At 68.3% G+C, this 19,724-nt stretch carries 16 protein-coding genes; 3 read left to right on the forward strand and 13 right to left on the reverse strand.

Annotated elements, in window-relative coordinates:
• Positions 1–88: 88 nt before the first annotated feature.
• From I71_RS19775 to I71_RS19820, 10 genes are all read right to left on the reverse strand, one after another.
• Positions 89–1,693: a HAMP domain-containing sensor histidine kinase gene (locus I71_RS19775; RefSeq protein ID WP_042696858.1), complete on the reverse strand. Its 1,605-nt coding sequence runs from the start codon at positions 1,691–1,693 to the stop codon at positions 89–91.
• Positions 1,674–2,498: a response regulator transcription factor gene (locus tag I71_RS19780; protein ID WP_042696861.1), complete on the reverse strand. Its 825-nt coding sequence runs from the start codon at positions 2,496–2,498 to the stop codon at positions 1,674–1,676. The genes I71_RS19775 and I71_RS19780 overlap by 20 nt, the downstream gene beginning before the upstream one ends.
• Positions 2,499–2,526: 28 nt before the next feature.
• Positions 2,527–3,282 (reverse strand): hypothetical protein, encoded by a 756-nt coding sequence (locus tag I71_RS19785; RefSeq protein WP_244433937.1) that lies wholly within the window; start codon positions 3,280–3,282, stop codon positions 2,527–2,529.
• A 770-nt stretch (positions 3,283–4,052) separates the two neighbouring features.
• On the reverse strand, positions 4,053–4,952 hold the full coding sequence (locus I71_RS19790) for a hydroxymethylglutaryl-CoA lyase (protein WP_042696867.1): 900 nt from the start codon (positions 4,950–4,952) through the stop codon (positions 4,053–4,055).
• A gap of 2 nt (positions 4,953–4,954) precedes the next feature.
• The gene (locus tag I71_RS19795; protein WP_042696870.1) at positions 4,955–6,958 is read right to left on the reverse strand and encodes an acetyl/propionyl/methylcrotonyl-CoA carboxylase subunit alpha; all 2,004 of its coding nucleotides are present in this window, start codon (positions 6,956–6,958) and stop codon (positions 4,955–4,957) included.
• A gap of 5 nt (positions 6,959–6,963) precedes the next feature.
• On the reverse strand, positions 6,964–7,746 hold the full coding sequence (locus tag I71_RS19800; protein WP_042696874.1) for an enoyl-CoA hydratase/isomerase family protein: 783 nt from the start codon (positions 7,744–7,746) through the stop codon (positions 6,964–6,966).
• 10 nt (positions 7,747–7,756) lie between these two features.
• Positions 7,757–9,364, reverse strand: a complete 1,608-nt coding sequence (locus I71_RS19805) for a carboxyl transferase domain-containing protein (protein WP_042696876.1) — start codon at positions 9,362–9,364, stop codon at positions 7,757–7,759.
• Positions 9,365–9,406: 42 nt separating this feature from the next.
• A complete protein-coding gene (locus tag I71_RS19810; RefSeq protein ID WP_042696879.1) occupies positions 9,407–10,540 on the reverse strand; it encodes an acyl-CoA dehydrogenase in 1,134 nt (377 codons plus the stop codon).
• Positions 10,541–10,608: 68 nt separating this feature from the next.
• The gene (locus I71_RS19815; protein WP_042696883.1) at positions 10,609–11,790 is read right to left on the reverse strand and encodes an acetyl-CoA C-acyltransferase; all 1,182 of its coding nucleotides are present in this window, start codon (positions 11,788–11,790) and stop codon (positions 10,609–10,611) included.
• A 68-nt stretch (positions 11,791–11,858) separates the two neighbouring features.
• Complete coding sequence (locus tag I71_RS19820) at positions 11,859–13,031, reverse strand: isovaleryl-CoA dehydrogenase (protein WP_042696930.1); 1,173 nt, start codon at positions 13,029–13,031, stop codon at positions 11,859–11,861.
• 300 nt (positions 13,032–13,331) lie between these two features.
• Between I71_RS19820 and I71_RS19825 the strand changes: the two genes are divergently transcribed.
• Complete coding sequence (locus tag I71_RS19825; protein ID WP_042696885.1) at positions 13,332–14,339, forward strand: bile acid:sodium symporter family protein; 1,008 nt, start codon at positions 13,332–13,334, stop codon at positions 14,337–14,339.
• 6 nt (positions 14,340–14,345) lie between these two features.
• On the opposite strand, the gene I71_RS19830 is transcribed toward I71_RS19825, so the two are convergent.
• Both I71_RS19830 and I71_RS19835 read right to left on the reverse strand, forming a co-directional pair.
• The gene (locus tag I71_RS19830; RefSeq protein ID WP_042696887.1) at positions 14,346–15,770 is read right to left on the reverse strand and encodes a hypothetical protein; all 1,425 of its coding nucleotides are present in this window, start codon (positions 15,768–15,770) and stop codon (positions 14,346–14,348) included.
• Positions 15,767–16,873, reverse strand: a complete 1,107-nt coding sequence (locus I71_RS19835) for a hypothetical protein (RefSeq protein ID WP_042696890.1) — start codon at positions 16,871–16,873, stop codon at positions 15,767–15,769. Before I71_RS19835 ends, I71_RS19830 begins: the two co-directional genes overlap by 4 nt.
• A 405-nt stretch (positions 16,874–17,278) precedes the next feature.
• On the opposite strand from I71_RS19835, the gene I71_RS19840 reads away from it, so the two are divergent.
• Entirely contained in the window at positions 17,279–17,683 is a 405-nt protein-coding gene (locus I71_RS19840) for a 6,7-dimethyl-8-ribityllumazine synthase (protein ID WP_083897271.1), read from the forward strand.
• A 6-nt stretch (positions 17,684–17,689) separates the two neighbouring features.
• Here the strand turns inward: I71_RS19840 and I71_RS19845 are convergent, their stop codons facing one another.
• Positions 17,690–18,907, reverse strand: a complete 1,218-nt coding sequence (locus I71_RS19845; RefSeq protein ID WP_083897272.1) for a benzoate/H(+) symporter BenE family transporter — start codon at positions 18,905–18,907, stop codon at positions 17,690–17,692.
• 112 nt (positions 18,908–19,019) lie between these two features.
• Here I71_RS19845 and I71_RS19850 point away from each other — a divergent pair, with 112 nt between their 5' ends.
• A complete protein-coding gene (locus I71_RS19850; protein ID WP_042696892.1) occupies positions 19,020–19,718 on the forward strand; it encodes a GntR family transcriptional regulator in 699 nt (232 codons plus the stop codon).
• Positions 19,719–19,724: the final 6 nt, after the last annotated feature.

The raw sequence follows: 19,724 nt of genomic DNA on the forward strand, positions 1-19,724 counted from the left end.
CAAGCCGGACCATAGCTGGAGCGGCGATAAGGCCGCCAGCCCGAACCCTGTTCGTCCGGGAGCGGCATGCGGCCGGCAGCGCGGCCGCTCACCCCGCCAGCGGCAGGGTCACCGTCATGCGCAGGCCGCCGGTCGGGCGGTTTTCGGCGCGGACACGACCGCCGAAGGCCTCGATGTTGCGGCGGACGATCCACAGGCCGATGCCGAAATGCGCCGCTCCGGCCTGATGGGCGGCCGCCTCGTCCTCCGGCATGCCGCGGCCGGGTTCGCGATGGGAGAAGTAGCGCTCGAAGATGCGGTCGAGGTTGGCGGGATCGACACCCGGCCCCTCGTCGTCCACCACCAGTTCGGCCCAGCTGCCGCTGCGGGTCAGGCGTACGCTGACCGTGCCGTCGGGCGGCGAGAAGCTGACGGCATTCTCCACAGATTTTTCGACGATGGTCTCCAGGGTCTCCTCGNTGGCCCGCACCACCAGACCGGCATTGATGCGCGAGCGCATGTGCAGGCGGCGTTCGGCCAGCAGCCCGGTATAGCCGCCGGCCATCCGTTCCACCAGCGACGACAGATCGACGCGGCGGCGGGCAGGGGCCAGCAGGTCGGCCGCCGCCTCGTCCATGCGCCGGGCGAAGGAGACGAGGCCGTCCAGCTTGTCCAGCGACTTCTCGATCATGGTCAGGGCGCGCTGGCTGCGGGCGTTCTCCGTCGGCAGCGCGCGGCGCAGCGGCTCCACCGACTGGCGGATCACGGCGATCGGCGTCTTGAAGGCGTGGGCGTTGTCCTCCGCCGCACGGCGCAGCGACTGGGCGCTATCGCGCAGGGTGGCGACCAGCCGGTCGAAATCCTCGGCGACGCCGGCCAGTTCCGGCACGGTGTTGCGCGCAGCGAAGGAGGCGTTGCGGTCCTCATGGTCAGGCGCGTCCTCACCGCCGACGATGCGGCGGGCCAGATCGCCGAAGCGGTTCAGGTTGCGCCAGATGCCGGCCAGCACGGCCAGCACCAGGGCGGCCATCGCCAGATAGATCGCCGCCGCGGCCTGGACCGCCGGCGTGCTCCAATAGGGGCGGCCGATGGAGGAGGAGATGTAGGCTTCCGTGGCGTGGCTGGTCACCAGCGCCCAGCAGCCGAAGCTGGTCTTGATCGGGGTGATGGAGGACAGCACCTCCTCCCCGCCTTCGACATGGGGAACGCGCATCGCCAGCGTCGAATTGCCGGCGCAGCTCGACCCCAGACGGTCCAGCACGCCCTGTTCGAGCAGCAGGCGCCGTTCGGCGTCGATGTCCGCGGTCGACAGGCTGGGAGCGGCGGCAACATAGAAGAAGGGTTCCGGCCCGGCCTTGGCGCCGGACGCGCTGGCGGCCACCCGCGGGCGCACCAGCAGCTTCAGCCGGGTGCGGTCGTCGCCATAGCGGGCCAAGGCAATGCTCAGGCTGGGCAGGGCCGTGCGGTCGACGCCCAGCAGTTCGGGTTCCAGCGCCCGGGCGATCAGTTCGCCCTGGCGCTGGGCGCTTTTCAGCAAAAGCTGCTGCGACGCCTCGTCGGCCCGCTGGAACTGGTCGTAGAGCAGGACCGGTACCGCCACGAAGACGAGGGTGAGCAGCAGCAGGCGGCTCGCCATCGAGCGCCAGAGCCAGAGCAGGCGGGCGGACGCCCGTCGGGGCGCCCGCATCGCAAGGTCAATCGGCAGCAGCGCCATCGATCAGCATATCCTCGCCCATGCCATCCTCGTCCCGGCCCTGGTTGGCCGCGTTCTCACCCTTGCCCCAGCGGTAGCCGAAGCCCGGATAGTTCTCGATGCAGGCGAAGCTGGCGTCGACCGAGCGGAACTTCTGACGGATGCGCTTGATGAAGGCGCGGACGTTGGCGCGGTAGCCCGACGGGCCGTAGCCGGCGACAAAGCCCTTGCCGTGGACGAGATCGTAGATCTCGCGGTAGGAGACATCCTCTTCCGGGCGGGTCGACATCAGCTTGACGATGTTGAACTCGGTCAGCGTCAGGTCGATGCGCTTGCCCTTCCAGAAGGCGCGGCTGTTGTCCAGGCGCAGCTCCAGTTCGCCCAGGCGGTGGCTGGCGCTGTTGCCGCCGGCCTCCGCATCCTCCGCGCCCTTGGCCGCATCGCCCTTGATGCCATCGAGGATCAGGCGCATGCGCTTCAGCAGGATCGACAGGCTGCGCGACTTCTCCACGAAGTCCAGCGCGCCGCCGGCCAGGGCCGCCTCTTCATAAATCTGGTCGGAGAGCACGGTCAGGAAGATGACCGGGGTGGCGATGCCGCGGGCGCGCATCTGGCGCAGCACATCGATGCCGTCCAGCTTGGGCATGCGCCAATCCAGCAGGACGATGTCGACCGACCCGCCTTCGGCGAAGAAATCGAGCGCAGGTTCGCCGCGGTCGAAGGTGATGACCTCATAGCCTTCGTCACCGAGGTTGAGGCTGAGGGACTCACGGAACAGATCATCGTCGTCCACCAGAGCGATGCGGGCAATGGTCGGATCGGTCATCGCGGACATTCCCTTGTTCGACTCCGGCTTACTGAAAGCCGGGGCGGACAGGGCGCCCGGCGTCAGCTTGAGCGAGGAGTTGGGCGAAGCATCGGTGGTCGGCGTCAGGGACATTTTGGCTGCTCTTCATGTCGTAGGAGAGGGCTCGGAAGTCCTGGGACGAGGTCATATCCATGAAGAAAAAGACCTTGAGGGTACAATCGCCCTTGGCATACCGCCAGATTTTGGCGGGAGGCGCCTCTTCCCGTGCAACGGGGGACCCCAGGAGTTTGAGCGTCTGGACTTCGTCCAGCCCGACAAGGCTGTCGGGGTCGGCGTTGGGGGTTGCGGGTTGGGTGGACATGCCCCCCATCGACGGAACCGCTGTCGGCACCACCGCGGCGTTGGCCGCAGCGGCCGCCGACTGGGGACCGGTATCGGGAGCGATGGCCGCCAGCTGCGTGGAAGTCGGCCCGGACGTCTGGGTGGAGGTCTGGCCGGACGTCTGGTTAACCGCCAGATCGCCGGTGGTGACCGGTGGACCCGGCTGCGGCATCGGCAATGCCGGCGCCAGCGCGGCGGCGTCGGCGATCTTCCGCACCGGCTTCTGCCTGGGCACCGGCGGGGTCGCCGTACGGGCATTCGGGTTGGCCGCCGTCACGTCCGCTCCCCCCCACGGTCCGGCCGTGTTGGCCGGGCAACCGGCCAGCAACAGGACCGCGACCAGCAGACCCGCATGTCGGCCCCGGCCGGCGGCGTAGGCGCCATACTGCGCCACATCGCGGAGGACTGCCGGCACGGTCATGGGGGCGGGCCTTTCAAATCCAGGAGGAACGGGCATATCGGCATTAACAGGGGACGAACCATTTTCATCTAGCCTGGAAGTCAACTTCGCCTGCTGGGTTGGAGTTGGTCGCGTCTGATCGTCCTAAACTCAATCCAGTCTGGTTAATGGCGCGTTAAAGCCACAGCCCTTACCCCCATTTTGCGAAAGTCCATCAATATTTTTAAGAGTTTCGTTTGATTTTCGAGTGAATCCGGCCGAATTCATCCGGTTCTTTGCTCAAAAGTGGTATGAATTCCGGCCAATCCATTGGATGTCGTCCGCGTCCTCGACAATTTGCGAAGAGCGACAGGACGTGACAGAAATGAGGCGGGAGGATGGCCCGGTTGGGACGGGATTGTGGCGGTTGCCCAAAAGGCAGCCGCACAAAAATCTCCGACGAAAAAACAATCGGCGGCGGAGCCACCCGGGTATGGCTCCGCCGCCGTTCAGCCGGACGGGCAACAGGTCATGGAGCGGCGCGCGTGAAGCGGCCGTGGGTCGTTGCCACTGGAACTCCAGCCGTGGTTCCGGCCGGCCATCAGGCCGGTCGGCGTCGTGGGAACGCTGCGTTTTCGGCACCATCCTTCACGACAATCATGATGCGCCGACCCAGCCGGTCCGTCAAGTTTGCAGTACGTACAATTTAGGATGCCGCATATCCGGACGATGGGGAGAGGCGGAAACCTCGTGAAGCACGAAAGGGCCGCGCCCCCTGCCGGAAACGCGACCCTTCGTTGCCGAAGGCTCCCTCACGCACAACCACGAGCGCGGGCCACCTTCGATGCGGTCGGACGGCCGATGGCGTCGCTGATGAAGGCCCCGGCCGCGATCAGCCGGTCAAGATCGACCCTGGTCTCGATGCCGAGACCGTTCAGCATGTAGAGCACATCCTCGCTCGCCACATTGCCGCTGGCCCCCTTGGCGTAGGGGCAGCCGCCCAGGCCGGCGACGGAGCTGTCGACCACCGCGACACCCATCTGCAGCGCCGCCAGGATGTTGGCCAGCGCCTGCCCGTAGGTGTCATGGAAGTGGACGGCGATCTTCTCCACCGACACCCGCTCCGCCACGGCGGCGATCATCAGTTGCGCCTTGGCCGGCGTGCCGGTGCCGATGGTGTCGCCCAGCGAGATCTCGTAGCAGCCCATGGCGAACAGCCGTTCCGCCACCTCCGCCACCGCCTGCGGCGCGATCTCCCCCTCATAGGGGCAGCCGAGCACGCAGGAGACATAGCCGCGAACCGGCACGCCCGCCGCCTTGGCCTGTTCCATCACGGGGGCGAAGCGGTCCAGGCTCTCGGCGATGGAACAATTGATGTTCTTTTGGCTGAAGCTTTCAGACGCCGCGCCGAACACCGCCACCTCGTCGGCCTTGGCGGCCAGAGCGCCCTCCAGCCCCTTCAGGTTGGGGGTGAGGGCGGCGTAGCGAACGCCGGGCTTGCGGACGATGCCGGCCAGCACCTCGGCGCTGTCGCCCATCTGCGGCACCCATTTCGGCGAGACGAAGCTGGCCGCCTCCACCACGGTCAGGCCGGCATCGGACAGGCGGTCGACCAGTTCCACCTTCACCGCCGTCGGCACCATGGACTTTTCGTTCTGGAGGCCGTCGCGCGGGCCGACCTCCACCATGCGAACGAATTTCGGCAACAGCATCGTCAGGCCTCCGCGATGTCGAGAACCAGCAGGTCGACGCCTTCAGACACCTGATCGCCCGCCGCGAAATTCACGGCGCTGACGGTGCCCGCCGCCGGGGCCTTGATGGTGTGCTCCATCTTCATCGCTTCCAGCAGCATCAACGGCGTGCCGGCCTCGACGCTCTGGCCCGCTTCGACCAGCACGCGGACGACGGTGCCGGGCATGGGGGCCGTCAGACGGCCGGAGCCACCCTCCTGCTCCGCCGCGCGGGCGCTGGGGTCGTCCAGCGTCAGGCGGGACACCGCCCCGTCGATCAGCACGGTGATGTCCAGCCCCTGCCGCACCACGGTGGCGCGGGTGCGCATGCCGTCCAGCGTCACGGTCAGCAGGCCATCGGCGAGGCTGACGCCGGTCACCGGAACCGGCTTGCCGCCATCCACCGCCACCTCGTAGCCATCTGCCCGGAAATGCAGCGTCACCTCGCGCGCCGTCTCGCCATCCATCAGGCGCAGGTCGTAATGGTTCTCCTCGTTCAGCCGCCAGCCATTGGCGAGCAGCCAGGGCGAATGGCGATCCGATCGGGCACGCAGGGCGGCCTGGGCCTCCTCCCGGCGCGTCAGCAGCACCGACAGGGATGCTGCGGCCAGCGCCCTGTCGGCCACCGGGGCCGGCGGCGGCAACAGGTCGGCGCGGTGGCGCTCGATGAAGCCGGTGTCGATCTCCACCGCCTTGAAGGCTGGATGGCCGGCGATGGCGCCGAGGAAAGCGACGTTGGTGGTGACGCCGACCACCTCGTAGTCGGCCAGCGCCACCCGCAGGCGGCGCAGCGCGCTCTCGCGGTCCTCGTCCCAGACGATCAGCTTGGCGATCATCGGGTCGTAATACATCGTCACCGAATCGCCCTCGCGGACGCCGGTGTCGACGCGGACATGGTCGCTCTCGGCCGGGGGGCGCAGGCGGACCAGCTTGCCGATGGCGGGCAGGAAGTCGCGCTGCGGATCCTCGGCGTACAGCCGCGCCTCGAAGGCATGGCCCCGACGGGTCAGCTGCTCCTGGCGCAGCGGCAGCTCCGCCCCGGATGCCACGCGCAGCTGCCACTCGACCAGATCGAGGCCGGTGATCTTCTCGGTCACCGGATGTTCGACCTGCAACCGGGTGTTCATCTCGATGAAGTAGAAGCCGCCATCCTCATAGAGGAACTCGACGGTGCCGGCGCCGACATAGTTGACCGCCTTGGCGGCGGCGACCGCGGCCTCGCCCATGCGGCGGCGGAGGTCGTCGGGAAGGTTGGGGGCCGGCGCCTCCTCGATCACCTTCTGGTGGCGGCGCTGCACCGAGCAGTCGCGCTCGAACAGATAGACGCCGTTGCCGTGGGTGTCGCAGAAGACCTGGATTTCGACATGGCGCGGCCGGCCGAGATATTTCTCCAGCAGCAGGCTGTCGTCGCCGAAGGCGGCCTTGGCCTCGCGCTGGGCGCCGGCCACCGCGTCGGCGAGTTCACCGGCGGCGCGCACCACGCGCATACCCTTGCCGCCGCCGCCGGCCGAGGCCTTGACCAGCACCGGATAACCGATGCGCTCGGCTTCCGCCGACAGGGTGGCGAAGTCCTGGTCGGTGCCGTGATAGCCCGGCACCAGCGGCACGTCGGCGTTCGCCATCAGCCGCTTGGATTCGGCCTTGGAACCCATGACGCGGATCGCCTCGATCGGCGGGCCGATGAAGACCACGCCGGCTTGCGAGCAAGCCGCGGCGAAGCCGGCATTCTCCGACAGGAAACCGTAGCCGGGATGGATGGCCTCAGCGCCGGTGCGCTTCGCCACGTCGAGGATGACGTCGCCGCGCAGATAGCTTTCGCCGACCGGGGCCGGGCCGATACAGACGGCCTCGTCGGCCATCTGGACATGCATGGCCTTGGCGTCGGCCTCCGAATGGACGGCGACGGTCTTGATGCCCAGGCGGCGGGCGGTGCGGATGACCCGGCAGGCGATTTCGCCGCGGTTGGCGATCAGGATCTTGTCGAACATGGGGATCAGCTCCGCCAGGACGGGGTGCGTTTGTCGAGGAAGGCGCCGACGCCCTCCTTGCCTTCGGCGCTGGCGCGCTGGCGGGCGATGCGCTCCGCCGTGTCGCGCACCACGTCGTCGGTCAGCGGCCGGCGGGCGACGGCGCGGATCAGCTCCTTGGCGGCGGTGACCGCCGAAGGCGCGCTGTCCATCAGGGTCTTCACCGTCTTCGCCACCGTCTCTTCCAGCCCGTCGGCGCCGGTCAGCTCATGCAGCAGGCCGATGCGGTGGGCCTCCGCCGCGCTGAAGCGCTCGCCGGTCAGGAAATAGCGGCGGCAGGCGCGCTCGCCGATGGCGGCGATGACATAGGGACTGATCGCGGCGGGGATGATGCCCAACCGCACCTCCGACAGCGCGAAGGTGGCCGTCTCGACGCCGATGGCGATGTCGCAGGCCGAAACCAGCCCGACGCCACCGCCGAAGGCCGGACCCTGCACCACGGCGACCGTCGGCTTCGGGCATTCGTCCAGCGTGCGCAGCATGGTGGCGAGGCCCATGGCGTCGGCCAGATTCTCCTCGCGGGAGTAGCCGGCCATCCGCTTCATCCAGGACAGGTCCGCCCCGGCCGAGAAGCTCCTGCCCACCCCGCGCAGCAGGACGACGCGCACCGTCGGATCCTCGCCCACCTGCCGGAAGGCGGAAGTCAGGTCGGCAATGACCTGCTCGTTGAAGGCATTGTGGACATCGCCGCGGTTCATGGTGACGGTGGCGACGCCGGTGTCGGCAACCTCGATCAGAATATCGCTCATGGTCGCACCCTCACATCCGGAAGACGCCGAAGGGCGTCTTCGGCACCGGGGCGTTCAGCGAGGCCGACAGGCCGAGGCCCAGCACCATGCGGGTGTCAGCGGGGTCGATGATGCCGTCGTCCCACAGGCGGGCGCTGGCGTAATAGGCGTGGCTCTCCCGCTCGAACTGGGCGCGGATCGGGGCCTTCAGCGCCTCCTCCTCCTCCGCCGACCACGGCTTGCCCTGGGCCTCCATGGCGTCGCGCTTGACCTGGGCAAGCACGCCGGCCGCCTGCTCGCCGCCCATGACCGAGATGCGGGCGTTCGGCCACATCCACAGGAAGCGCGGGCTGTAGGCGCGGCCGCACATGCCGTAATTGCCGGCGCCATAGCTGCCGCCGATGATTACGGTGAATTTCGGCACCTTGGCGCAAGCGACCGCGGTGACCAGCTTGGCGCCGTCCTTGGCGATGCCGCCGGCCTCGTACTTGCGGCCCACCATGAAGCCGGTGATGTTCTGCAAAAACACCAGCGGGATGCGGCGCTGGCAGCACAGCTCGACGAAATGGGCGCCTTTCAGGGCGGATTCGCTGAACAGGATGCCGTTGTTGGCGATGATGCCGACCGGATAGCCGAAGATATGGGCGAAGCCGGTGACCAGCGTCGTGCCGTAGAGCGGCTTGAACTCGTCGAAACGCGATCCGTCGACCACCCGCGCGATCACCTCGCGCACGTCGAAGGGCTTGCGGGCGTCGCTGGGGATGACGCCGTAGAGTTCGCGCGGATCGAAGGCCGGTTCCTCCGGCTCGCGCAGGTCGAGGTCGATGTGCTTGGCGCGGTTCAGGTTCGACACCACGCGACGCGCCATCGCCAGGGCGTGGGCGTCGTTCATCGCGTAATGGTCGGTGACGCCCGAGGTGCGGGAATGCACGTCGGCGCCGCCGAGATCCTCCGCCGACACCACCTCGCCGGTCGCCGCCTTCACCAGCGGCGGGCCGCCGAGGAAGATGGTGCCCTGGTTGCGGACGATGATCGCCTCGTCCGACATCGCCGGGACATAGGCGCCGCCGGCGGTGCAGCTTCCCATCACCACGGCGATCTGCGGGATGCCCTCGGCCGACATGGTGGCCTGGTTGTAGAAGATGCGGCCGAAATGGTCGCGGTCGGGGAACACCTCGTCCTGGTTCGGCAGGTTGGCGCCGCCCGAATCCACCAGATAGATGCAGGGCAGGTTGTTCGCTTGCGCGATCTCCTGCGCACGCAAATGCTTCTTGACCGTCAGCGGGTAATAGGTACCGCCCTTCACCGTCGCGTCGTTGGCGACGATCATGCACTCCTGCCCGGCCACGCTGCCGATGCCGGCGATGATGCCGGCGGACGGGATATCCTCGGCATAGACGCCGTCGGCGGCCAGCTGCGACAGCTCAAGAAAGGGCGAACCGACGTCGAGCAGCTGGCGGATGCGTTCGCGCGGCAGCAGCTTGCCGCGGGCGAGGTGCTTGTCGCGCGCCTTCGCGCCACCGCCCTGCTGGATGGCGGCGACCTTCCGGCGCAGATCGTCGACCAGGGCCTGCATGGCATCGGCGTTGGCCTGGAACTCGGCGGAGCGCGCGTTCAGGGCGCTCTTCAGGACGGTCATGCCGTCTTCCTCCCGGTTTGGCGGTCTTGGTTATTGGACGTGTTACTGGACGAGCGCGCGGCTGATCACCAACCGCTGGATGTCGCTGGTGCCCTCGTAGATCTGGCAGACCCGGACGTCGCGATAGATGCGCTCCACCGGGAAATCGTTGAGATAGCCGTAGCCGCCATGGATCTGGATGGCGTCGGAGCAGACCTTTTCCGCGATCTCCGAGGCGAACAGCTTTGCCATCGCCGCCTCCTTCATGCAGGGCACCCCTGCATCGCGGAGGCTCGCCGCATGCAGCACCATCTGGCGTGCCGCCTCCACGCGGGTCGCCATGTCGGCGAGGCGGAAGGCGATGGCCTGATGCTGGATGATCGGCACGCCCATGCTCTGGCGTTCCTGGGCGTAGCGGATGGCATGGTCGAGTGCCGCGCGCGCCATGCCGACCGACTGGGACGCGATGCCGATGCGCCCGCCCTCCAGATTGGCCAAAGCCACCTTGTAGCCGGCCCCTTCAGCCCCGAGCATCAGGTCGGCGGGAACCCGGCACTCCTCGAAGACGATCTGGCAAGTGTCGGAGCAGTGCTGGCCCAGCTTCTCCTCGGTCCGCGCCACCTGATAGCCCGGCGTATCCGTCGGCACGATGAAGGCGCTGAGCCCCTTCTTGCCGGCGGCCGGGTCGGTTACCGCGAAGACGATGGCGACATCTGCCTGCGAGCCGGAGGTGATGAACTGCTTGGTGCCGGTCAGCACCCAATGATCGCCGTCGCGCCGGGCGCGGGTCTTGATCGCCGAGGCATCGGACCCCGCCTGCGGTTCGGTCAGGCAGAAGGCGCCCAGCATCTCGCCGCGCGCCATCGGCTTCAGGAAACGGTCCTTCTGGGCATCGCTGCCGAATTTCAGGATCGGCATGCAGCCGACCGAGTTGTGGACGCTCATGATGGTGGAGACGGCGCCGTCGCCGGCGGCGATCTCCTCGATGGCGAGCGCGTAGGCGACATGGTCGGTGGCGGCACCGCCGAACTCCTCCGGCACCAGCATGCCCATCAGGCCGAGTTCGCCCATCTCGGTGAGTTCGGCCTTGGGGAAAGCGCCGCTGCGGTCGCGCTCGGCGGCGGTGGGGGCGAGCCGGTCCTGCGCGAAGGCGCGGGCCATGTCGCGGACCATGGTCTGTTCTTCGGTCAGGTGCATCGGGCGTTTCCTCACATTTTTATAGTCCCCTCTCCCCAGGGGGGAGAGGGAGAATAAGCGAGGGAGTTTTACACCCGCTCCACCGCAATCGCCGTAGCCTCACCGCCACCAATACACAGCGAAGCCACGCCGCGCTTCTGGTCGTACTTCTCCAGCGCCGCCAGCAGCGTCACGAGGATGCGGGCACCCGACGCGCCGATCGGATGGCCGAGCGCACAGGCGCCGCCATGGACATTCACCTTGTCGTGCGGCAGATCGAGGTCGCGCATCGCCGCCATGGTCACCACGGCGAACGCCTCGTTGATCTCGAACAGGTCGACGTCGCGGGCGGACCAGCCCACCTTCTCGAACAGCTTCCGCATCGCGCCCACCGGGGCGGTGGTGAACAGCGCCGGCTGCTGGGCATGGTTGGCATGGCCCTTGATCTCGGCGATCACGCGCAAGCCGAGGCGGTCGGCCTCGCTGCGGGTGGTGACGATCAGCGCCGCACCGCCGTCGGAGATCGATGAGGCATTCGCCGCCGTCACCGTGCCGTCCTTGGCGAAGGCCGGCTTCAGCGTCGGGATCTTCTTGGGATCGCCCTTGCCCGGCTGCTCGTCGGTATCGACCAGAACATCACCCTTGCGGCCCTTGACCAGCACCGGCGCGATCTCCGCCTTGAAGGAGCCGTCCTCCACCGCCCTGCGGGCGCGGGTCAGGCTTTCGATGGCGTAATTGTCCTGCGCCTCGCGGGTGAAGCTGTAGCTGCTGGCGCATTCCTCGGCGAAGGTGCCCATCAGACGGCCCTTCTCATAGGCGTCCTCCAGACCGTCGAAGAACATGTGGTCCAGCACCTTGCCGTGCCCCATGCGGTAGCCGGCGCGGGCGCGGTCCAGCAGATAGGGGGCGTTCGACATGCTCTCCATGCCGCCGGCCACCACCACCTTGGCAGAGCCGGCCTTGATGACGTCATGGGCGAACATCACCGCCCGCATGCCCGAGCCGCAAACCTTGGAGATGGTGGTGCAGCCGACACCCTTCGGCAGCCCGGCGCCCAGCGCAGCCTGGCGCGCCGGGGCCTGGCCCAGACCGGCCGACAGCACGTTGCCCATGAACACCTCGTCCACCGCATCCGCGGCGAGGCCCGAGCGCTCCAGCGCCGCCTGGATGGCGACGGCGCCCAGCTGCGGGCCGGTCAGGCCCATGAGGTCGCCCTGGAAGCCGCCCATCGGCGTGCGGACGGCGGCGGCGATGACGATGCTGTCGGTCATGGTGGTCGGTCCCTTTCCCTCGATGCTCTCTATGCTTTGCCGAACCGCTTCACGCGGTCTTCCGGCCTTCAGGCCGTTTCTTTGAACAGCTCACGCCCGATCAGCATGCGGCGGATCTCGCTGGTGCCGGCGCCGATCTCGTAGAGCTTGGCGTCGCGCAGCAGGCGGCCGGTCGGGTACTCATTGATGTAGCCGTTGCCCCCCAGCGTTTGAATGGCCTCCAGCGCCATCCAGGTCGCCTTTTCGGCGGAGAACAGGATGGCGGCGGCGGCGTCCTTGCGGGTGGTCTCGCCACGGTCGCAGGCCTTGCAGACGGCGTACACGTAGGCCTTGGCGGCGTTCATGATCGTGTACATGTCGGCGATCTTGCCCTGCATCAGCTGGAACTCGCCGATGGACTGGCCGAACTGCTTGCGGTCGTGGACATAGGGGATCACCACGTCCATGCAGGCCTGCATGATGCCGAGCGGGCCGCCGGACAGCACCGCGCGCTCGTAGTCGAGGCCCGACATCAGGACATTCACGCCGCGGCCGACGCCGCCCAGGATGTTCTCTTCCGGCACCTCGCAGTCCTCGAACACCAGCTCGCCGGTGTTGGAGCCGCGCATGCCCAGCTTGTCCAGCTTCTGCGCCACCGAGAAGCCCTTGAAACCCTTCTCCACCAGAAAGGCGGTGATGCCGCGCGGACCGGCATTGATGTCGGTCTTGGCGTAGATCACCAGCGTGTCGGCGTCGGGGCCGTTGGTGATCCACATCTTGGTGCCGTTCAGGACGTAACGGTCGCCCTTCTTCTCGGCCCGCAGCTTCATCGACACCACGTCGGACCCGGCGTTCGGCTCCGACATCGCCAGCGCGCCGATATGCTCGCCGGAGATCAGCCTGGGCAGATAGCGGCGCTTCTGCTCCTCGGTGCCGTTCTTGCGGATCTGGTTGACGCAGAGGTTGGAGTGCGCCCCGTAGCTGAGCCCCACGGAGGCCGAAGCGCGGGACACCTCCTCCATCGCCACGACATGTTCCAGATAGCCCATGCCGGCGCCGCCATATTCCTCCTCGACCGTCACGCCGAGGATGCCGAGGTCGCCCATCCTGCGCCACAGCTCGTTCGGGAACTCGTTGGTGCGGTCGATCTCGGCGGCGCGGGGAGCGATCTCGTTGGCGGCGAAGCTGCGCACCGAATCGCGCAGCATGTCGGCCGACTCGCCGAGGTCGAAATTCAGGCTGGGATACTGGTTGGACAGCATGGACGTATCGCTCCCCTGGGAAATCATCAGTTCTTTGACCATACGTTACCGTATGGCATCCGCGCTGACAAGGGGCAAGCGGAGAGCGCCTAAAACCTATTCAGGATCAAGGGATTATCCACTTATCGCCAGCGCAGCGCGTTTCCACATCGTGGAAGAATTGCGGGACGTGCCAGATTCTCCCAAGCTTTTCAAAGCTGCCATGCATCTTGGATACTGTATTCCAGAGCCATGGAGGCGGTTATATCGCTCGGTGCCGCGTTATATCCGGCCCGTACCATCGATTTGGGGGACCAACCAATGATCCGCGTGCCGCGCCCGAACATGGACGGATTCACCATGGCCCTGGTGGCAACCGTCGGGCTGGCGACCGTTCTGCCCGTTCAGGGGCAATCTGCCGAGGGCGTCCGCTGGCTGGGCGAAGCCGCCGTGGCCTTGCTGTTCTTCCTGCACGGCGCCCGCCTGCCGCGGGAAGAGGTGGTGGCGGGCATGGCGCACTGGCGCCTGCATCTGCTGATCTTCTGCCTGACTTTCGTCGCCTTTCCGCTGATCGGCTGGATGGTGGTGGAAACGCTGCCGCACAGCCTGCTGCCGCCGGCCTTGGCGATCGGGGTGCAGTTCCTTTGCCTGCTGCCCTCCACCGTCCAGTCCTCCATCGCCTTCACCTCGATGGCGCGGGGCAATGTGGCGGCGGCGGTGTGCAGTTCCACCCTGTCCAACATCTCCGGCATCGTGATGACGCCGCTGCTGGTGGCGCTGTTCCTGAAGGTGCAGGGGTCCGCGCTGTCGCTCGACACGCTGCAGACCATCGCGGCCCAGCTTCTGCTGCCCTTCGCCACCGGCCAGCTGCTGCGTCGCTGGGTCGGCGCCTGGGCGGCACGGCACAAGACGGTGCTGAAATTCACCGACCGCGGCTCGATCCTGCTGGTGGTTTATCTCGCCTTCAGCGAGGCCGTGGTGAACGGGCTGTGGCATCAGGTGCCGCCGACGGCACTGGGCATGGTGGTGGTGATCGACTGCGCCATCCTGGCGGTCTTCCTGGTCGGCACGACGCTGCTGAGCCGCCGACTGGGCTTTTCCCGTGCCGATGAAGCGGTGATCGTCTTCTGCGGGTCGAAGAAGTCGCTGGTCAGCGGCGTACCGATGGCCGGCGTGCTGTTTTCCCCGGCCACCGCCGGGCTGGTGCTGCTGCCGGTGATGCTGTTTCACCAGATCCAGCTGATGGTCTGCGCCGTGCTGGCCCGCCGCTATGCCGACCGGAGCGCGGCGAGGGACGAGGCGAGGGACGCCCTGCCGGCAACGTCGTGAGGGGCACTACCCCTCCTCCGCCAACTCGCCCGTCGCGGCCATGATGGCGGTGCGGAACTGGTCGGCCCTGGCCGGGCCGGCGACCAGCTCCAGCAGGCGCAGAGCGTAGAACAGGGCGATCTCCGCCGTCTCCGTATCCCCCGGCTCGCCGACAGCCTTGGGATACTGCGCCAGCAGGGCGCGCGCCCGCGCCAGCAGCCCTGATTCCATCGATTCCATCGCCTCCTTCAATGGCTCGTGCAGGCCCAGCGCGTCGGCCAACCTCTCACAACGGCGCAGCGCGCGGGCGTGATCCTCGGCCGCCTCCTGAGCGTTCTCGTCCACCGGAATCGGACGGCCATTCTCGCTTGGGGCGGGAACGGCGACCAGGATGCCGCCGGGTGCGGTATCCAGCACTGCGCCGGTCACCATGGCCCGCACCGCCGCCTTCACCCCGCCGAGCCGCTCGCGATAGGCCGGATCGGCCAGGACGTCCATGACGGCGGACGTGGTGTCGACGCCGGCGACCAGCCGCTCGGCGATGGCGACCGCCTCTTCCGGAGCGATGGCGACGGCCGCCCGATCAGGCCCGGCGCCGAAGCCGCTGCCGTCCAACCGGGCCGACCGCTCTTCAAGGCTGGTGACGACCAGACCGCTCAGCTGGGCGAAGATCATCGGCCGCTCGCGCCGTGCCTTCCCCAAATCCAGATCGTTCAGCACCGTCAGCAGGTCGGCCGGGTTCGCCATGCGCGAGGCGGCGACCAGCAGCAGGTGATGAACCAGCCCGGCGGATTGCCGCGCCACCGCCTGCGCCGCCTGTTCGATGGCGCGGACATGCCGGTCGCCCAGCACCGACAACGGCTTTGGCGCCAGCGCATCCTTCAGCGATTCGGCGGTCAGCCCGATCTCAAGAAAGGCGGCGACGTCCAGCATCTGCCGGCGCATCTCCTCGTCGATATGCAGCATATGCCACGACGTCGGGCGGCCCTGCTCCGCCGGCCGGATCCCCTCCCGAACCGCTTGGGCCGCCATCGGCCACAACCGGCGCCCGATGTTGCGCAAGGCATTCAGATTGCCCGGCGCCGTCTCCTGCACCTGCCGGTCGAGCTGGTCGATCAGCGCGGCATCGCCACGCTGCGTCACCAGCCGCCACACCGGATCGATCACCCGCCGTTCGATGCGGCCCGGCGGCACGTCGACGCCGCTGACGCTCTCCAGCACGTCCTCGAACGGCATGCACAGCACGCGCTTCAGCGTCGGGCGGCGGTCGGGACGCACCTGGACCAGCCGCGGGCGGATGGCCGTGAAGGTCTGGCACACGTCGGGATGGTCGCGCACCCGCTCCAGCAGGCGGACCACCTCGATGAACTTTGCCTCGGGGATGTCGAACAGGCGGCTCTCCAACCCCGGCAGCCGATCAGCCTGCCTGTCTTGCCCGGCCCCCGCCCTCATGGCGCGCGCGCTTTCACCGCTTCGATGCGGCGGATGGCATCGATGTCCATCTGGCCGGTGCGCCAATCCTCCAGCATGCGGACGGAACGGCGGTGGGCCGGCGTCACCTGCTTGGCATCCTCGACGAAATCACGGCTCGACTCCTTGCGCGGCAGCAGCGGCAGGATGCGGAACAGGTCGTTGACGGTGGCGGCCTGCCGGTGGCGGTCCTCCCCCTGGGCCACCTCCCAGGCACCGGTGATGTGGCTCCAGCCATCGAGCAGCCAGCCCATGCGGGCGGCCTGGGCGCGCACGCGGATGAAAGCGTCGTCCCAGTCGCGCATCAGCGGCCCGATGCCGTCCATCCGGCGGTGGAAATCGCCCAGCACCCTTTCGCCGATGGCGATGGTGTGCTGCGCCACCTCGGCGCAGAACTCCGCCACCGGGGAAGCGTCGCCCGGCACGTCGCGCGCCCAGCCGGTCATGCCGTCCCGGAAGCATTTCAGGTCGTTCAGCCCGCGGGTCAGCCGGCCGGGCCGGGGCGCGTGCGCCAGCCCCACCGGGGCGGCGACCGCTGCGATGTCGGCCAGCCGGGCATAGAGCAGCGCCGCGTCCATGCGCAGGCTTTCCGCCGCGCGGGTCATCAGCTGACGGGTCAGCCGCTGCCCCTCGTCGGTGTCGATGCCGGCCTTCAGCATCTCCGGCGATTCCAGCCCGGCCGCCTTCAGGATCGACAGGACCAGCAGATAATGGGTGAGGGTGCCCTGCTCCTCATCCTCCTCCAGTGCGCGGCGCGCCGCCTGTGCCGCCTGCGGCCCGGCAAGCCCGCGCCGCGCCGCCCTCAGCGTCGCCCGCCGGATCTCCTGCGGAGAGCAGGCCTCCTCCTTCACGATCAGGCCGTGCAGGTAACGGTCGTGCATGGTCATCGACACCATGTCCGGCACCGCCTTCCAGGCGACAACATAGATACCCGTGCCCTGGGACAGGCTGGGGATCAGCACTTCGAGCTTCGACCGCTCGCCGCGGCGCACGCGGGTCTGTGACAGCAGCGGCGTGGTGAAGGCCACCGCAGCCCCCCGCTCCTCGAAGGTCGACGGCGCGTATTCGATCGCCCCCTTCACCATGATTGCCGTTCCGGACTCGCCTGTTGGTAGCTATGGCGGAGCGACGGCCCCGTTTCCCGGTTTCGCGCATCCGCCACCTCCGGAATATTACATAGCCGCAAGAAATCGGGCGGCGACCAATTTGTCTTGAATTGTAGCGCTGTGCGACGGCCTGTCGCGTTTGGCGACAAGCCACACGGCAAGCCTGAACTTGTCCATAGGCTGTTACCGCCGCCTGCTTGCCGGATTCTTGGACATGATCGCAAAATAGCGGGATTCATACCGGCAATTCCATAAAGCCGGCAGGAAATCTCCGAACCCTCCCCCCGACGCCAAGAGACGGTTCCTGCGCTCGGCCCTTGCGCTTTGCGCGGCGACGCGACAGTTTGGGCGGACGTTACACCGCGACCATGGGAGAAGCAGAGGGTGAGCAACATCGGCATCGTGCTCGGACGGTTCCACCGCAAAGAGGTGGAAGAGATGCTGGACGAGGCGCGCACCGTCGCCGCCAGCCGCGGCCTCGGCATCGTCGCGGAGGTGTGGGTTCCCGGCTCGATGGAAAAGCCGCTGGCGATCAAGCGCCTGCTGATGCGCGACGACGTAGCCGGTGCGGTGGCGCTGGGCATCATCGAACGGGGCGAGACCGAGCACGGCAACGTCATGGGCCATGCGGTCATCGGCAGCCTGATCGACCTGCAGCTTCAGTTCATGAAGCCGGTCGGCGTCGGCATCCTCGGGCCGGGCATCAACCCGTCGCAGATCCCGCCGCGCATCCGCCCCTACGCCGCCGCCGCGGTGAATGCCTGCGCCGACCTGATCGAGCAGGGCTGACGCCCCTCATGCTTTGGCGGGGCGCCACCGGTGCAGGACATGCATCGCCCCGCCGAACAGCAGGCCCCAGAAGGCCGACCCAACCCCGAAGAAGGACAGGCCCGACGCAGTCACCAGCAGGGTGACCAGGGCGGGGATCCGTTCCTCCTCCGCCTGCACCGCGGCCAGCAGCGACCCGCCGAAGGCCCCGATCAGCGCCAGCCCGGCCACCGCCTCGATCAGAATCGGGGGGGAGCGGGTGACCAGCGTGGCGGTGATCGCCGCCAGCGCCGCCAGCAGGATATAGCCGAGACCGCCGGTGACGGCGGCCTGCCAGCGCCGCTCCGGCCTCGGGTCGGCATCGGGGCCGGCGCACATGGCGGCGGTGATCGCCGCCAGATTGACCGTCGGCGCCCCGAACGGCGCGGTGAGGACCGAGGCGAAGCCGGTCGCCAGGAAGGCCGGCGGCACCCGCGGCGTGTAGCCGAAGGTCGCCAGCACCGCCAGACCGGGGATGTTCTGCGACGCCATGGTGACGACGAACAGCGGCAGCGCCAGACCGACCAGCGCCTCCCAGGTGAAGGCCGGAGCGACCAGCGACAAAGTCGGCCACGGGTTGGCCGGCAGCGCGCCCGACACCGGCGGATTCATCGCCATCGCCGCCAGCGCCACCGCGACGGCCGCCGGCACCGCATAGAGCCGGGCAACCCGCCCGACCACCGCCCAGGTCGCCAGCACCAGAAGCCCCAACCCCGGTGCCTGCCCCATCGCCACGAAGGGCGCCAGGCACAGTTTCAGCAGCAGCCCGGCCAGCATGCCGTTGGCGAGCGGCTTCGGGATCGCCGCGATCCAGCGGCCGAGCGGCCGCCACAGCCCCGCCACCATGATCAGCGCGCCCACCGTCAGGAAGGCCCCCACCGCCGCCGGGAAGCCGCCGGCCACCGGCCCGGTCGCCGCCAGCAGCGCCATGCCCGGCGTGGTCCAGGCGACGCTGATCGGTTTGCGCTGGGTCCAGGCCAGCCAGATCGCCGACAGCCCCATGGAAAAGCCGACCGCCACCAGCCCGGAGGTGATCTGCGCCGTATCCGCCCCGACAGCCGACAGCCCCTGGATCACAACCGCGACGGAGCTTGCATAACCGACCAGCGCCACCAGACCGCCGGTGGCGAGCGCGGAGGGCGACAGGCCGCGCGCGGGAGCGTGGGTGGCGGACGCGGTCCGTTCGGCGGATGACGAGCCGGTCATGGCCGATCCTTTCGCATGGATGGACAAGGGAGGGGGTCAGAGGTAAATTGGATCCAATATCCAGGCAAGTGTTTTTCACACCGCCCTCGTTTCACCCGATCCAGGCCCCCGCATGTCCCAGCCCCCCGACGGCCGCGTTCCCGATCTGACCCTGCTGATCGCGCGCAACCGGCCGCGCTTCCGCACCGCGACCGAATTCGTCGAGGCGGCGATGCGCGAGGCGATCCTGGAGGGGGTTCTTCCCGCCGGCGCCCCGCTGCGCCAGGAGGATCTCGCCGCCGCCTTCGGCGTCAGCCGCATGCCGGTGCGCGAGGCCCTGCGCCAGTTGGAAGCCCGCGCGCTGGTGGAGTTCCATCCGCACCGCGGTGCCGTGGTGGCGGAGATCTCGGCGGAGGATTCGGCGGACATCGGCGCCATCCGGGCGGCGCTCGAACCGGCGGCCCTGCGGCTGTCCCTGCCGCATCTGACGGCGGACGACTTCGCCCTGGCGGCGGAACTGGTGGCGGAGATGGATGCGGAGGCCGATCCCGGCCGGATGGGGGAGTTGAACCGGCGCTTCCACATGACGCTCTACGCCCGCGCCGGCCGGCCGCGCCTGCTGGCGCTGGTGGAACAGCATCTGGCCGCCGCCGACCGCTATCTGCGCTTCCAGTTCGCGGCACTTGGCTACCATCCCCGCTCCCAGGACGAGCATCACGCCCTGCTGACGGCCTGCCACGCCGGCGATGGGGAGGCCGCCTGCGGCATCGTGGTGCGTCACGTCATCCAGGCGGCGGATCAGCTGGGCGCTTTCCTGGAGGGGCGGGGATGAGGGGAG

This window comes from Azospirillum sp. B506 (assembly GCF_000333595.1).
Classification (GTDB): domain Bacteria; phylum Pseudomonadota; class Alphaproteobacteria; order Azospirillales; family Azospirillaceae; genus Azospirillum.

What these genes read in the sequence shown, in the direction of transcription:
- I71_RS19815 (WP_042696883.1), bottom strand. Translation starts at nt 11,790, where the DNA reads ATGACCGACAGCATCGTCATCGCCGCCGCCGTCCGCACGCCGATGGGC.
- I71_RS19780 (WP_042696861.1), bottom strand. Translation starts at nt 2,498, where the DNA reads ATGACCGATCCGACCATTGCCCGCATCGCTCTGGTGGACGACGATGAT.
- I71_RS19805 (WP_042696876.1), bottom strand. Translation starts at nt 9,364, where the DNA reads ATGACCGTCCTGAAGAGCGCCCTGAACGCGCGCTCCGCCGAGTTCCAG.
- I71_RS19800 (WP_042696874.1), bottom strand. Translation starts at nt 7,746, where the DNA reads ATGAGCGATATTCTGATCGAGGTTGCCGACACCGGCGTCGCCACCGTC.
- I71_RS19850 (WP_042696892.1), top strand. Translation starts at nt 19,020, where the DNA reads ATGTCCCAGCCCCCCGACGGCCGCGTTCCCGATCTGACCCTGCTGATC.
- I71_RS19820 (WP_042696930.1), bottom strand. Translation starts at nt 13,031, where the DNA reads ATGCTGTCCAACCAGTATCCCAGCCTGAATTTCGACCTCGGCGAGTCG.
- I71_RS19785 (WP_244433937.1), bottom strand. Translation starts at nt 3,282, where the DNA reads ATGACCGTGCCGGCAGTCCTCCGCGATGTGGCGCAGTATGGCGCCTAC.
- I71_RS19825 (WP_042696885.1), top strand. Translation starts at nt 13,332, where the DNA reads ATGATCCGCGTGCCGCGCCCGAACATGGACGGATTCACCATGGCCCTG.
- I71_RS19795 (WP_042696870.1), bottom strand. Translation starts at nt 6,958, where the DNA reads ATGTTCGACAAGATCCTGATCGCCAACCGCGGCGAAATCGCCTGCCGG.
- I71_RS19790 (WP_042696867.1), bottom strand. Translation starts at nt 4,952, where the DNA reads ATGCTGTTGCCGAAATTCGTTCGCATGGTGGAGGTCGGCCCGCGCGAC.
- I71_RS19810 (WP_042696879.1), bottom strand. Translation starts at nt 10,540, where the DNA reads ATGCACCTGACCGAAGAACAGACCATGGTCCGCGACATGGCCCGCGCC.
- I71_RS19845 (WP_083897272.1), bottom strand. Translation starts at nt 18,907, where the DNA reads ATGACCGGCTCGTCATCCGCCGAACGGACCGCGTCCGCCACCCACGCT.
- I71_RS19830 (WP_042696887.1), bottom strand. Translation starts at nt 15,770, where the DNA reads ATGAGGGCGGGGGCCGGGCAAGACAGGCAGGCTGATCGGCTGCCGGGG.
- I71_RS19835 (WP_042696890.1), bottom strand. Translation starts at nt 16,873, where the DNA reads ATGGTGAAGGGGGCGATCGAATACGCGCCGTCGACCTTCGAGGAGCGG.